The following is a 13425-nucleotide window of genomic DNA, read 5'->3' as shown; positions in this document are numbered from 1 at the left end:
TGGCGGCGGCATTGCAGTGCTGTTGGCGCGGTGATGCGGTGGCGCTAGTGCCGCAGATGTGCTTGTTGGCGTGAACATCCGGATAGGTTACGAGCATACGGATAGGTTATGCGCATGCGGATAGCTTATTAACCTATCCGGATGCCGATAACCTATCCACATCGTCACAACCTATCCGCGTGAGGCGCCTGTTTTCTGACGGATCCGCGTTTGAGCCCACGTCGCAGCACAGCACCTGCCTACAGAGCTGGTTATCTGGCAGGCGTGCGTTGTGGAAGGCACGCTTCCACCGTGAAGAGGCGGGCGCGCCGGTCCCTGCTAGCAGTGCGTTGTCGAGGCCGCCGGCGCACGTCGGCGCACGCCGGCGCGCCCCCGCGCATACAGTGAGGCCCGCGCTCGCCAGGAGAAATCCTGCGGCGCGGGCCTCATCAATCGGCAGGTCAGCCGCTAACCCGATCAGTTACTCACCCGATCAGTGACCGTCCGGCTCGACACCGTCACGCGGTAGCGACCCGCGGGAACCTCAGTGGCCGTTCCCGTTGTTGCCGTTATTGTTCCCGTTGTTGTTGCCGTTCTGGCTGCCCTTCGACACCTTCAGCTTCACGGTCGAGTTCTTGTCGACCTTCGAGCCCACGCCGGGTTCAACGGACAGGACCTGGCCGGCAGGCTGGTTGCCCGAGACTTCTTCGACGGTGACGTTCAGGCCGAGAGCCTTGAGCTGCGCCTCGGCGTCATCACGGCCGATGCCGACGACGGAGGGGATCTCCACCTGGGCAGCCTTGCCGTTCGACACGGACACGCCAACGGTGGTGCCCTTCTTAACCTTCGTGCCGGTGGCCGGATCCTGATCGACGATGCGATCCTTGTCCTTCTCGGAGTCCACGCTCGTCACGTTACCGAGCTCCAGGCCGACGGCCTTCAGGGCGCTGCGCGCCTGGTCCTGGCTCATGCCGGACAGGTCCGGAACGTCGACCTGGTCAGAGCCGGAGGACAGGTAGGCGCGGATCGTCTGGCCCGCCTTCACCTTCGAACCGGGGGAGGGGTTGGTCTGCGCGACCTTGCCCTCGGGGACGGTGTCGGAGGCGACCTTGCTGTTGTCGAGCTCCCACTTCAGGCCCAGCGCCTCGATGGCCTTGCGCGCATCGTCAGGGCTCATGCCGACCAGGTTGTCCGGCAGGGTCACGGAATCGGGGCCGGAGGAGATGGTGACGCGCACGGTCGCGCCCTTCTCGGCCTGCGTGCCGGCTGTGGGATCGGTGGAGGCGACCGAACCCTCGGCAACGGTGTCGGAGGCGACCTTGTCAGGGTTGAGCTCCCACGTGAAGCCTGCCTGCTCGATCTGGGTCTTCGCCTCGGCCTGCGTCAGGCCGACAACGTTGGGGACCGCGATCGTCTCCGCTTGTGCGGCCCCACGCGTCAGCGCCCATACCAAACCGCCGATCAGAAGCAGTGCGACGACCACGAGGGTCGCGATGATCGCCGTGCGGCGCTTGCGCGACTTTGCGACGTCGTCATCCGCGTCCGCGGTGGCCACCGGGGGCAGCGACGTGGAGGTCGCGGCCATGGCCGGGGCGGGGGTGCGGTTGGCGACGGCCGCCATCGGCATGGTCGCAGCGGTCTGGGCGCTAGCGACGCCGGCGGCGGGCAGTACCTCGGTGGCCCACGAGTCCGCGGGCGGTGCGCCCACGTCGAGGCCTCGGGCGACGCGCTGCAGGTCCGCGAGCATCGCGGCCGCGCTCGGGTAGCGGTCCTCGCGGTTCTTCGCCAGGGCCTTGAGCACCACGCGGTCGAGGGAGTCCGGGATGTCGGACAGGATCGACGAGGGCGTGGGAGGGATCTGCTCGACGTGCTGGTAGGCGACGGCGACGGCGGAGTCGCCCTTGAAGGGCGGGCGGCCGGTCAGCAGCTCGAAGAGGACGACGCCGGTCGAGTACAGGTCGGAGCGGGCGTCGACGGTTTCGCCGCGCGCCTGCTCGGGGGAGAGGTACTGGGCGGTGCCCACGACGGCGTTCGTCTGCGTCATGGTGGCCTGCGAGTCGGTCAGGGCGCGCGCGATGCCGAAGTCCATGACCTTGACCTTGCCGTCCGACGTCAGCATGATGTTGCCGGGCTTGATGTCGCGGTGCACCAGGTGGTTCGCGTGCGAGTACTCGAGGGCGGACAGGACGCCGGAAACGATCTCGATGGCCTCGTTGATCGGCACGGCCGTACCGTCGGAGATGAGTTCCTTGACCGTGTGCCCTTCCACGTACTCCATGACGATGTAGGGAATCGCGATCGAGCGGCCGGACGCGTCTTCGATGATCTCCTCGCCGGTGTCGTAGACGGCGACGATGTTCGGGTGATTCAGCGACGCCGCTGACTGCGCTTCGCGGCGGAAGCGCGCCTGGAAGATCGAATCCTGCGCCAGGTCGCGTCGCAGCATTTTGATGGCGACGACGCGCGACAGACGAGTGTCGAAGCCCAGGTGGACCTCGGCCATGCCGCCTCGCCCGATGAGCGAGCGGACCTCGTATCGGCCAGCTAGACGGTGGGCCATGGGCTCTGCCATGTCCTAACCTCCTCGATAATGTGTGCTCCCGCACTTGGATGAATCAGGGAGCCAAGCATGTGTTTGATCGTAATAGCTGTGAGCGCGATGAGCCCAATCACGATGATTGCGACGATGACCGCGCGAATAATCTGCCTGGATACTGGGACGGGCGGTGCGACCACGCTGCGCGAGTAGGCGGTTTTGGTCGGTGGCCGGGTCCTGTCTGCCGATCGGGCGTCGAGGTCGTGCCAGCGTGGTCCGTGTGTCGCCTTGTCGGGTCGGGGCTCGAACACGGATCGGCGTGGACGAGATGACGGCTTGGGGGCCCGAGGCTGGGGGACGGTGCCGTACACGCGCGGAGTCCCGCCGCTCGTGGCGCGCGGCGACGAGGCCGTGGCCGCCTTGTCGCTTCGTTGCTGCTCGGAGCGGGTCGGCTGGGGGATGGAGGGCGCGCTGCGCTGGGCGGCCATGCGCTGTGCCTGTTCGGCTTCGCGGCGTTCGCGGGCTTCGCGCAGTTCGCGCTGGCGCTGTTCCTCTTCGCGTGCGACGCGTTCGCGGCGCTGCGCCTCGGCGGCGTCCTCGGCCTGACGGCTGGCTGCGCGTTCACGCAGGCGCTGCGCGAGGGCGGCTCGGCGGTCATCCGAGGCCTGATCGGCGGGCGTGACGGGCGGCGCGGGGATGGGTGCCTCGGGACGCTGCGCGCTCTCGCGGGGCTGAGGGGCCTGCTCCGGACGCGTGGGTACCGCGTGCCGCGGCGACGAGGCCGACGTCGGCTTGGTTGCGGGCGCAGGTGCAGATGCGGGCGCCGGCGCAGATGCGGATACCGCGGTGGTGGAGCGGGTTGGAATCGGCGCGGAGGCCGGTGCCTGAGGGGCGCTCGGAGGGGCCGGGACTGCCGCGTGACGCCCGGTCGAGGTCAGCGATCGGACGGCACCGGACACTGCGGGCGCGTGCTCGCCAGTGGTCTCAGGGTGCAGGCGACGCGCCCGTGTGGGTGTGGAAACGGGGCGTGCGGTCGGAAGGACCTCGGCCTCGTCGAGGATCCGCGGAACCGACGCGTGGCGGCCCGTGATGGGGATCGCCGAGGAGGAGGGCGCGATCGTGGTCGCCTCGTCCAGGACGGGGACGGCGGCGTGGCGGCCGGTCGTGGTGCGCACCTTGGGGGTCAGGCCCGAGGGAGGCTGGAGCATGTCCTCGGGGAGCGTGCGGCGCGTCAGGTGGCGTACGGGCGCGACGATCGGTACGGAGGGCTGGACGGGCGTGCGGACCTCGGCCGGACGCTGTGCGGCCTTGGGCAGGGGGAGAGGCCGGGGAGTCACGGAGATCCCCATGGCCTTGGCTGCGGCGGCGATCTCGCGCACGGCGGCAGAGCCGGACTCGGGGCGCTTCGCGGGGTCCTTTTCCAGCAGGTGCAGGATGACGTCGGCGAGCGGCTCGGGGACGAAGTCGGGGAGCGGGGGCACCGGGTCGTTGACGTGCGAGAACGCGATGTCCACCTGCGTTTCGCCTGTGAAGGGGCGGCGGCCGGCCGCGGCCTCGTAAGCGATGACGCCGAGAGCATACAGGTCGCCGATGGGGGTGGCGATCTCGCCCATGGCCTGCTCGGGCGGCAGGTACTGGGCGGTGCCCATGACCATACCCGCGGCCGTCAGGTTCACCTGGCCGGTGGCGCGCGAGATGCCGAAGTCCGTCAGCTTCACCATGCCATCAGGACGGACAAGAATATTCGCGGGCTTGATGTCGCGGTGTACGACGCCGGCGCGCGCGGCGGCACCCAGGGCCATCGCGACCTGCACGAGGATCGGCATGAGGTACTCGGGCTCGATGCGCGAGCCGCCACGCAGGTAATCCGTCAGCGGATAGCCGTCGACGAGCTCCATGATGATCCAGCCGATGCCGTCCTCCTGGCCCGAATCCTGCGTGTTCGCGATATTCGGGTGGGAAATCGACATCGAGTTGCGGGCCTCGAGGCGCAGACGCGACAGGGAGAGCTCCTCGCCCGCCAGCTCGGGGCGCAGGACCTTGGCTGCGACGATGTGTCCGCTGACCCGGTCGCGGGCCTTCCACACCTCGCCCATGCCACCCTGCGCGATCGGGGTGAGCAGCGTGTAGCGCCCACCGAGCACTCGCCCGGCGCCGGATGTCATGCGTGGCGCGCTCACTTGAGCCCCGCTTCCAGTACAGCGCGAGCGATCGGGCCGGCCACGTCGCCACCGTGCGGGGTGGGGTTCGTGTTGTCGCCCTCGACGAGGACCGCGAAAGCGATCTGCGGGTTGTCGGCGGGTGCGAAGCCGATGGCCCACGCGTTCGCGCGGTCGCCTTCGCCGGTCTCAGCGGTGCCGGTCTTGGCGGCCACGGCCACGTTCGGCAGAGCCATCGTGTTTCCGGTGCCATAGGGCTGGGAAACGACGGCTTCCATCATGGTGCGCAGCTTCGAGGCGGTCTCTGCGGAGATGGGGCGTCCGCCGTCCGTCGGGCTGGTTGTACGAACGACCTGATTGTCCGCGTCCACGATGGAGTCGATGAGGTACGGGGTCATCATCTGGCCCTGGTTGGCGACCGTCTGAGCGATCTGGGCCATCTGCAGGGGCGTCGTCTGGACCGTGTACTGACCGATCGCGCTCATCGCGAGCTGCGCGTTATCGGTGTCGGCCGGGAAGACCGAGGGGGTCACCGCCAGCGGGATCTGGGAGTCGCGCCCGAAACCGAATCGGTTCGTCACATCGACGAGCTGCTGGGTCGTCAGCTGCTCGGAGGCCAGCACGAAGGTCGTGTTGCACGAGCGGGCGAAGGCCTCGGTCAGCGTCGGGTTGCCGTCACCGCAGGTCGAGGACTCGATGTTGGACACCTCGGTCGCGGTGCCGGGCAGGGTCGTGGACACCGGCGACGACATGCGCGTGTCCGGCTCGGCGACACCGTTTTCGATGAGGGCGATCGTCGTGAGGACCTTGAAGGTGGAACCGGGCGCGTAGCGCTGCGAGATCGCGCGGTTGAGCAGCGGATTATTCGGGTCCGAGGAAAGCGCCGAGAACGCGTCCGACACAGCGTTCGCGTCGGAGGAGGCAAGCTGGTTCGGATCGAAAGTCGGCGCCGAGTACATCGCGAGGACCGCGCCGGTCTTCGCGTCGAGAGCCACGACAGCGCCCTTGCGGTTTCCGAGGGCCTCGGCGGCGGCCTTCTGCATCTGCGAGTTCAGGGTGAGCTCCACGCCGCCGCCCTGGCGGTTCTGGCCGGTCAGGAGGTTACGCAGGCGCTGGCCGAGCAGCGTCTGCGACTGGCCGTCCAGGACGTCCTCCTCGGCGGCCTCGATACCCGTCGACGCGTTGCCCACGGACGAGAAATAGCCCGTGACCGGCGCGTACAGCGGGCCCTCGGCGTAGGAGCGCGCGTAACGCTTGGAGTCCTGTTCACGCTCGGACGAGACGATGGCCGTCTTGTCGACGATGATCGGGCCGCGGTCGGTTTCCGCGGCGTGCAGGATCGTGCGCTGGTTGCGCGCGTCGGCGTTGAGCGAGGACGCGGAGATGAACTGCGTGTTCGTCACGCCCACGCCCAGCAGGGCGAACATGATGAGGACGATGATGAAGATCTTGCGGATCTGGTTGTTCACGGTTTACTCACCCACTCCCACGGCAGGCTGGATGCCGGAATTCCACGGCGCGGGGGTCGAGGCCGGGCGGCGAGCAGCATCGGATACGCGGATCAGCAGGGCGACGGTGATCCACGAGGACACCATCGAGGAGCCGCCGGCCGCCAGGAACGGGGCCGTCAGGCCGGTCAGCGGGATGATGCGCGTGATGCCGCCGAGCACCACGAACAGCTGGATGGCCAGCGAGAAGCTCAGGCCGGTGGCCAGGAGCTTGCCGAAGCCGTCGCGCACCGTGAGCGCCGCGCGCAGGCCGCGCTGAATGAGTATCAGGTACAGGACGAGGATCGCCGCCATGCCGGTCAGGCCCAGCTCCTCCGCGAAGGAGGAGAGGATGAAGTCGGAGTTCGCCAGCGGCACGAGCTGCGGGTAGCCGCGGCCCCAACCGGTGCCCATGAGGCCGCCGGAAGCCTGTCCAAATAGGCCCTGGACGAGCTGGTAGGAACCCTGGTTGTAGATGTCGGGGTCGAGGGCGTTGAGCCAGATGTTGAAGCGCGTCTGCACGTGGGCGAAGGACTTGACCGCCACGAGGACTGCGGGCACGAACAGTGCAAAACCGATGACCAGCCACGACACGCGGTTTGTGGCGACGTACAGCATCGCGACGAAGAGGCCGAAGAAGAGCAGCGAGGTGCCGAGGTCGCGCTGCAGGACGAGGATCGCGATGCCGATCAGCCAGACGACCATGATCGGCCCGAGGTCGCGGGCGCGAGGCAGGCGCATGCCGAGGAACTTACGGCCGCCGATCGCCAGGTTGTCGCGGTTGGTCACGAGGTATCCGGCGAAGAAGATCGCCAGCGTGATCTTCACGAGCTCACCGGGCTGGATGGAGATGGGACCCAGGTGGATCCACACGCGCGCGCCGAAGGTCTCCTGACCCAGGCCCGGGATCATCGGCAGGAGCAGCAGGAACAGGGAGAGCACGCCGAACGTGTAGGTGTAGCGGCGCAGCATGCGGTGGTCACGCAGCGTGATCAAAATGACCGCCGCGATAACGATCGCGATGCCCACGAAGAGGGCCTGGCGGAAGCCAACCACGGCCTCGTCCCTGCGGGCGTACGAGAGGTCGAGGCGGTAGATCATCGCCAGCCCGAGGCCCGTCAGCGCCACCGCGATCGGCAGGATCACGGGGTCCGCGTAGGGTGCCAGGAAGTGCACGCCGACCTCGGCGATGATGGCGATGGCCACCAGGACACCGACCTGCGTGAGCAGGTTCGCGGGGATCTCCCCCGTGTAGTTCAGCGACGTCAGCACGTAGCCGGCGATGCCGACGGCCAGGGCCAACCCCATGAGGGTCAGCTCCAGGAATCGGCGAGGCCGGGCGGGCGCGATCGATACGGTAGCCATTAGGAGGCGCCCCCGCTCTGCGCCCCGGACTGGGACGCGCCGGACTGGGACGTACCCGACTGAGGCGTCGACGACGAAGATGAGGAGGACGAGGACGCCGCGTTCTCAGCCGCGGAGCGCTTGAGGCCCTCGATGTAGGAGTCGATGTCGGCGCGCGAGGAACGCAGCACCGGCGTGTCGAGGCGCTGGCGATCGACGGGGCTCAGGTCGGCGAGGGACACGCTCGAGACCTCGACCGCGTGCGAGAGCTGCCACGGGCCAATCGACTGGGGGATGCCCTGGTAGATGACGACGTAGCCGTCCTGGCCGATCGCGTAGTACTGGGTCTGCGTCCACTTCCACGACATCCACGAGGCCGCGACGACGAGGACCGTCACCAGCGAGATGAACACCGGGGTCCACCAGGAGGACCGAGGCTTGAGCTCGATGGGGGCCTCGTCCTCGTCGGAAACGGCGTCCGAGGAGGAGGAACCCAGGGCAGCCGCGCGGGCTGCCGCGCCTTCGCCTCCGCGGGACTTGGCGTTGCGGTCGATGGCCGCGGCGCCCACGATCTGCGGGGGAGCGGGCGGGTACGTGCCGGCGGGAACGATGTCCGCGATGACGCACGTGATGTTGTCGGGGCCGCCGCCCAGGAGCGCCAGGCGGATGAGCTCTTCGGCGCACTCGCCCGGATCCTTGATGTCGGCCATGACCTGGCCGATCGTCTCGGGGGAGACGAGGCCGGAGAGGCCGTCGGAGCACAGCATCCAGCGGTCGCCGACGACGGCCTCGCGGATGGTCTCGTCGGGGGCCACGTCGGCCTGCGCGTCGCCGAGGATCTTCAGGACGACGTTGCGGTTGGGGTGGTGCTCGGCTTCCTCGGGCGTGATCTGGCCGGTGTCGACCAGGTACTGCACGAAGGAGTGGTCGGTCGTGACCTGCGTGAGCGTGTCGCCGCGCAGCACGTAGGCGCGCGAGTCGCCGATGTGGACCATCGCCAGGCGGTTGCCGCTGCGCATGAGCGCGATGCAGGTGGTGCCCAGGCCTTCGAGGTCGCGGTCGCGGCTCGAACGATCGGTGAGTTCCTCGTGCGCGTCGAGGAGGGCCTCGCGCAGGAGGGGAAGCATCGAGTCGGCGGGGTGCGAGTCCGTATCGAGGGGAACGAGGTGCGCGAGGGCCACCGAGGAGGCGATGTCACCGCCCGCGGGGCCGCCCATGCCGTCGGCGAGGACGAGGAGGTTCGCGCCGGCGTAGCCCGAATCCTGGTTGTTGGAACGGACGAGGCCCACGTCGGAGCGGGCGGCGTAGTGGAATTGAACCGCGTTTCCTGACATATCAACCCACCAATTCGAGAGTCGTCTGGCCGATGCGGATGATGTCACCGATCTTGAGCTGGCGTGGGGTGCTCAGGCGTTCGTCGTCGATGAAGGTGCCGTTTCGGCTGGAGAGGTCTTCGATCCACCAGCCGTCGGACTGGGGGGTGAGAGCCGCGTGGCGGCTGGACGCGTACTCGTCTTCGAGCACGAGCGTGCAGGCGGGTGAACGCCCGATGACGATGGGGGCCTCTCCGAGGGGCAGCATGGTGCCCACGAGCGGGCCGCCGGTCACCAGGAGATCCTTGGGGGCCAGCGGGTTGGAGGACGTGCGCTTCTTGTCCTTGCGCTTGTCGCGGGAGGCTTTGCGGCGTGACGTCGCCTTGTCGCGTCCCTTGCCGCGCGGGGTGACGACGGTGCCGAAGATGTCGCGCCGCAGCGTGTTGACAGCCGCGAGCACGAGGAGCCACAGCAGCACCAGGAACCCGATGCGGAAGACGGTGAATGCGAGGTCGGTGGTCACTTCATTAAACTCCGCTCTGGTCTGGGTGGGTCCAGAAGAGGATCTTGGTACGTCCGATGACGATCTGGTTGCCGTCGAGCAGGGTCGCTGCGTCGATTCGGTGTCCTTCAACGAAGGTGCCGTTGGTGGAACCGAGGTCGGTTGCGATCACGCCGGTGGGGGTGATGCGCAGTTCGAGGTGACGGCGCGAGACACCCGAGTCGTTGACGACGATATCGGCTTCAGAGCCGCGTCCGATGACGGTCACGGGCTCGGTGAGGAGCCACTTTTCGCCGTCGACATCGATGATGGGGTGTTCGGGGGACGCGGACGAGGCAGTGGCGGGGGCTGCGGGGCCCCTGCGGTTCTCGGCGTCGACCTTGAGGGTGCCGCTGGGCTCGGACGCGTCGGCGATGAATTCGATCGTCACGGGTCCGAGGAGTGAGTAGCCGTTTGAGGAGGCGTGCTCGGTGGCCTGCTGGGCGAATTCGTCGGCGAGGACGTCAAGGGATGCCTCGAGGGACGTGAGGTCGGTGCGCGAGGCGTAGACCGCGAAGTGGTTCGCGGCGATGATGCGCGAGGCGGAGACTTCCTGGACGGATTCGTCCATGGCGCGGCGGATCGCCGTGGTGATGTCCACGGGCTTGATCCCCGACCGGAACACGCGCGAGAAGGCGCCGTTGACGCCTCTCTCGACGGCGCTCTCGAAGCGGTCGAAGATGCTCATAGTCGTGCTCTCCTCATTCCCCCGCGCGGTGTGCGCGACGTACGGTGTGGGTGGAAGCGAGGCCGCTTCCGGTCCCAGTTTAGCTGCGATAGTAGGCGCCGGTGCCCCATCTGTCGGGATGTTCCCGATGTGGGGTGGCGCTGGTCGTCGCGTGCAATGCGCGTGATGGCGGGGAATACCGCGCCATGATGCGCCTGTGACAGCTGGTGCGCATGTTACACGTGTGACAATAAGTGTGTTGGAGCAAACAAAGTGAGAGGGGTGTTCTCTCGGCGGCGCATCTGGCGTTGACTGCTTGTCAGTGGTGTTCATTGATGTGTCAATCCGAGCCTGTGTGGAATTAACGCGGAATATAGACGTATGCTCGACGGTCATATAAGCGCTGGTAGAACTCGAACGCGATGATATCTGCCATAACTTACTCATTAATTGACGGGACTTGCTAGGGTGGCGTAGTAACTATTGCTATCTGGGGGAACTATGCACCACGACGAAGCTGTGAGCAGTGCTCGCCTGGCGGATACCGCTCCTCCGCGAGGGCGATACGCGCCCGAGGCCTCCCTCCGCACCCGCGGTCCCAGGCCTCGTCGCTTTTTCGCCCACGCCCTGATCGCCGGGGCGCTCGCCGCCGCCGCGGCTCTGACCGCGCTCACCTCCGCGGTCGAGCCCGCCCACGCCGAGGCTCCCCTCGAGACGCCCGGCGTGACCACGACCTCGTTTAATCGCGCCGAGGGGCGTATCGGCGCCACCGTCATCAACAACACTGAAGGAGATCGCACCACCTTCGTGTCCGACAACGGCTACTTCGGTGTTGTGCGCGGCCAGTCGCGCTACAACTCGAGCGACCCGAACCAGTCGTCGATCAAGCACACCAGCGGCACTCAGGTCCAGCCGTGGCTGAAAGCATCTGTGGCTGAGAGTGGGGACTACTGGTCCTACATCGTTCGAGGCAGGCCCTACACAGCTACGAGCGAGTACCGTGATGGCGTCATCAATGCTTCCACGACGAGTGCGCTGGGGTACAAGCCCAACGATCCTGGAACGGTGACGCTGGGTGAGCCATTCCTGATCGGGGCCGTGCGCCACAACAATTTCACGATTCTTACGTGGAACGGCTGGGTGCACTCTACCTTCGATGTGCGCATCGGAGACCTGGAGGAGTCGTTCCCCTTCGACCAGCAGGAAACCGACAACGACACGGAGACGACCGCGGTGCCCCGCGCCGGTGGTGCCTACGAGGAAACGACGTCCGTTCCTAACGGCTATGGCTGCTACCCCGGAGCTCCCTACAAGGCTCGCAAGCGCGGGGACAAGAGTAGGTGGTACTGCCATCGTCACGTCGGCGAGGGCAAGGGGAGTGTGGACATCTACAAGAAATCTGACGATCCCTACGATCGAAAGACGTATCCCGACAGCAAGGGCGAGCCGGGCCAGACCCCCTATTCCGACGACATCCTGACGATCCGTAAGACCACGTCTGAGAAGACCGTCATGATCAACGGGATGCCGCATCGCCTCTTCATCTACGGTTTCGTGCCCAACGCGGACGGCAACTGCCCCGCCCAGCCCCCGGCGGGTGTGGAGCCGGTGGCGACGTTCGTGACGAAGGAGAACAGGTCGTCATTTGGTTGTATGTATGGGTCGTTCCAACAGGAGCGCTACGTGCGCGTCGCCAAGGCGATCACCGAGGACTCCGAGGGCGTCGGCGGGACTATTCCTCCCTTCACCTTCACGACGCGGGCTGTCGGCGACTGGGCCGGCATGACCGGCACGCCGGATTCGACGCTGGTGGCGGCCGATGGCTTCGTGGCTGACGGCTCCTTCTCGGAGTCTCAGCTCACCCCCACCGGCTACGGGGCTGACGGCACCGCGACCTCCGGCTACAAGGCCTTCATCCCCGGCCAGTCGAAGTTCGTGATCGCCGAGACCGGCCCCGTCCTGCCCGGATTCTCTCCCAAGCCCGGCTACTTTGGGCCCACGTGGGAGACCAGCGAGCTGTCGGGCTCGCCGGTGTGGGCCATGACGGACGTGACCTGCCTGAACGGCGTGGGTGAGCGCGTGAACGTCACCCGAGACGCGACCACGGGCGGCGTGGACTTCTCCCAGGTTGCCCCGGCCTCGTCCCCCGCGGCACTGCCGATCACGTGTACCTTCACCAACCAGCTGCAATCCCCGAATCTGCGCTTGAAAAAGGAGCTGGACGGCGTTGATGGCGCGACGACCGATGACATCACTGTCACCTATCGCATCACCGCGACCAACGACGGCAACGTCAAGGGGTCGACCGGCCGCGTCGTGGACCGTCCCGACTTCGCGCCGGGACTGACCGTGCAATCCGCGCGCATCACGACCGAACCCGAGAATATCGACCAGGTCCCTGCGCTGCCCGCAACCGAAAACTACGTCCTGACCGAGGGAACCGACATCGAGCCGGGCGCCTCCGTTACGTGGTTCATTCGCTTCACCGTGGCGCGCGACAAGAGCGCTGAGGGGTACAAGGAGACCCTGCTTGAGTGTCGCACCGAAAACGAGCGCCTCGTTCCGGGCCACGGCCTCTACAACGAGGTCGCCGGACCCAAGGATCACGACGGATCCGCCAACAACGAGGCCTGTGCGCCCGCTCGCCCGCGCTTGATCCGCATCGAGAAGGCCGGAACCCAGCCCGTGGGCACGCCCAACGATGACGGCACCTACCCGCTCGACGGCGCTGCTTTCGCGATCTACGACAACGCGGAGCTCAGCGGAACCCCGGTCAGCGTCCTTGATGGTGGATCCAGCTTCGTGGTCTCGTCCCTGGAGAAGGGCGTCACCTACTGGCTCGTGGAAACCCGCGCGCCGGCGGGCCACGTCCTACTGCCGCGCCCCGTTCCCTTCCATATCGAGGTTGGGACCGATGACGCGTGTTCGACCGTCGTCGTGGCCGACTATGGACCGGACCAAGGCTTCACCTCCGTGCGCGTCCTGCCCGCCGACGCCGACGCGAGCGGCGACGCCGCCCTGCCGGGTATCCGCGTCGTCGACACGCAGGTCGGCACCCTCCCCAAGGCCGGATCCATCGGCGTCTACCCGCAGCTGGCGGTGGGAGCCGCCCTGCTCGGCCTCGCCGGCTGCGCGTGGCGACGCCGAGAGTGGGCGCGGGCCTCGTAAGGAGAGATGATGCGGGCCGCATAAGGAATGCGGCCGGGCGCACGACGCGGGCACACGATGCGCCCGCGTCGGGCGCCCGCCAGATCCCTGCAGTTGTCAAGTCGTGGTTCCGTGGTTCCGTGGTTCCTCACCAATGTCGCATGCAATTCCCTCGCGACTATTTCAAACATTGAAATCGCATCGTTGGAATTGCAACGTTTATGGGCCATATCTAAAACTGACCGTGTTAAA

8 protein-coding genes are annotated in these 13425 nt (G+C 67.1%); 1 reads left to right on the top strand and 7 read right to left on the bottom strand.

What is annotated here, in order from left to right; translation table 11 throughout:
* Positions 1 to 523 precede the first annotated feature (523 nt).
* From pknB to O3684_RS07070, 7 genes are read right to left on the bottom strand one after another with little or no spacing between them, the layout of a single operon-like run.
* Positions 524 to 2551 (bottom strand): Stk1 family PASTA domain-containing Ser/Thr kinase, encoded by a 2028-nt coding sequence (pknB, locus tag O3684_RS07100; RefSeq protein WP_500065947.1) that lies wholly within the window; start codon positions 2549 to 2551, stop codon positions 524 to 526.
* Complete coding sequence (locus tag O3684_RS07095) at positions 2524 to 4680, bottom strand: serine/threonine-protein kinase (RefSeq protein WP_500066002.1); 2157 nt, start codon at positions 4678 to 4680, stop codon at positions 2524 to 2526. Before O3684_RS07095 ends, pknB begins: the two co-directional genes overlap by 28 nt.
* A gap of 11 nt (positions 4681 to 4691) precedes the next feature.
* Positions 4692 to 6143 carry a peptidoglycan D,D-transpeptidase FtsI family protein gene (locus tag O3684_RS07090; RefSeq protein WP_500065945.1) on the bottom strand — a complete coding sequence of 484 codons (1452 nt, stop codon included), beginning with the start codon at positions 6141 to 6143 and terminating at the stop codon, positions 4692 to 4694.
* Between the two features lie 3 nt (positions 6144 to 6146).
* Positions 6147 to 7526 (bottom strand): FtsW/RodA/SpoVE family cell cycle protein, encoded by a 1380-nt coding sequence (locus tag O3684_RS07085; protein ID WP_500063721.1) that lies wholly within the window; start codon positions 7524 to 7526, stop codon positions 6147 to 6149.
* Positions 7526 to 8839 carry a PP2C family protein-serine/threonine phosphatase gene (locus tag O3684_RS07080; RefSeq protein WP_500063720.1) on the bottom strand — a complete coding sequence of 438 codons (1314 nt, stop codon included), beginning with the start codon at positions 8837 to 8839 and terminating at the stop codon, positions 7526 to 7528. Before O3684_RS07080 ends, O3684_RS07085 begins: the two co-directional genes overlap by 1 nt.
* Before the next feature lies 1 nt (position 8840).
* Positions 8841 to 9341, bottom strand: a complete 501-nt coding sequence (locus O3684_RS07075) for an FHA domain-containing protein FhaB/FipA (RefSeq protein WP_500063719.1) — start codon at positions 9339 to 9341, stop codon at positions 8841 to 8843.
* Between the two features lie 4 nt (positions 9342 to 9345).
* Positions 9346 to 10047, bottom strand: a complete 702-nt coding sequence (locus O3684_RS07070; RefSeq protein ID WP_016460761.1) for an FHA domain-containing protein — start codon at positions 10045 to 10047, stop codon at positions 9346 to 9348.
* A gap of 480 nt (positions 10048 to 10527) precedes the next feature.
* Here O3684_RS07070 and O3684_RS07065 point away from each other — a divergent pair, with 480 nt between their 5' ends.
* The gene (locus tag O3684_RS07065) at positions 10528 to 13194 is read left to right on the top strand and encodes a SpaA isopeptide-forming pilin-related protein (RefSeq protein WP_500065943.1); all 2667 of its coding nucleotides are present in this window, start codon (positions 10528 to 10530) and stop codon (positions 13192 to 13194) included.
* Positions 13195 to 13425: the final 231 nt, after the last annotated feature.

The sequence above is a fragment of the Pauljensenia sp. 20925_1_27 genome (assembly GCF_041432835.1).
In the GTDB taxonomy this organism is placed as follows: Bacteria; Actinomycetota; Actinomycetes; order Actinomycetales; family Actinomycetaceae; genus Pauljensenia.
The sequence above is the reverse complement of the archived record's forward strand: the minus strand, read 5'-3'. Positions and strand labels throughout refer to the sequence as shown.

Excerpts from the sequence above, each read along its gene's own strand:
- pknB (WP_500065947.1), bottom strand. The coding sequence starts at position 2,551 with ATGGCAGAGCCCATGGCCCACCGTCTAGCTGGCCGATACGAGGTCCGC.
- O3684_RS07095 (WP_500066002.1), bottom strand. The coding sequence starts at position 4,680 with ATGACATCCGGCGCCGGGCGAGTGCTCGGTGGGCGCTACACGCTGCTC.
- O3684_RS07085 (WP_500063721.1), bottom strand. The coding sequence starts at position 7,526 with ATGGCTACCGTATCGATCGCGCCCGCCCGGCCTCGCCGATTCCTGGAG.
- O3684_RS07080 (WP_500063720.1), bottom strand. The coding sequence starts at position 8,839 with ATGTCAGGAAACGCGGTTCAATTCCACTACGCCGCCCGCTCCGACGTG.
- O3684_RS07070 (WP_016460761.1), bottom strand. The coding sequence starts at position 10,047 with ATGAGCATCTTCGACCGCTTCGAGAGCGCCGTCGAGAGAGGCGTCAAC.
- O3684_RS07065 (WP_500065943.1), top strand. The coding sequence starts at position 10,528 with ATGCACCACGACGAAGCTGTGAGCAGTGCTCGCCTGGCGGATACCGCT.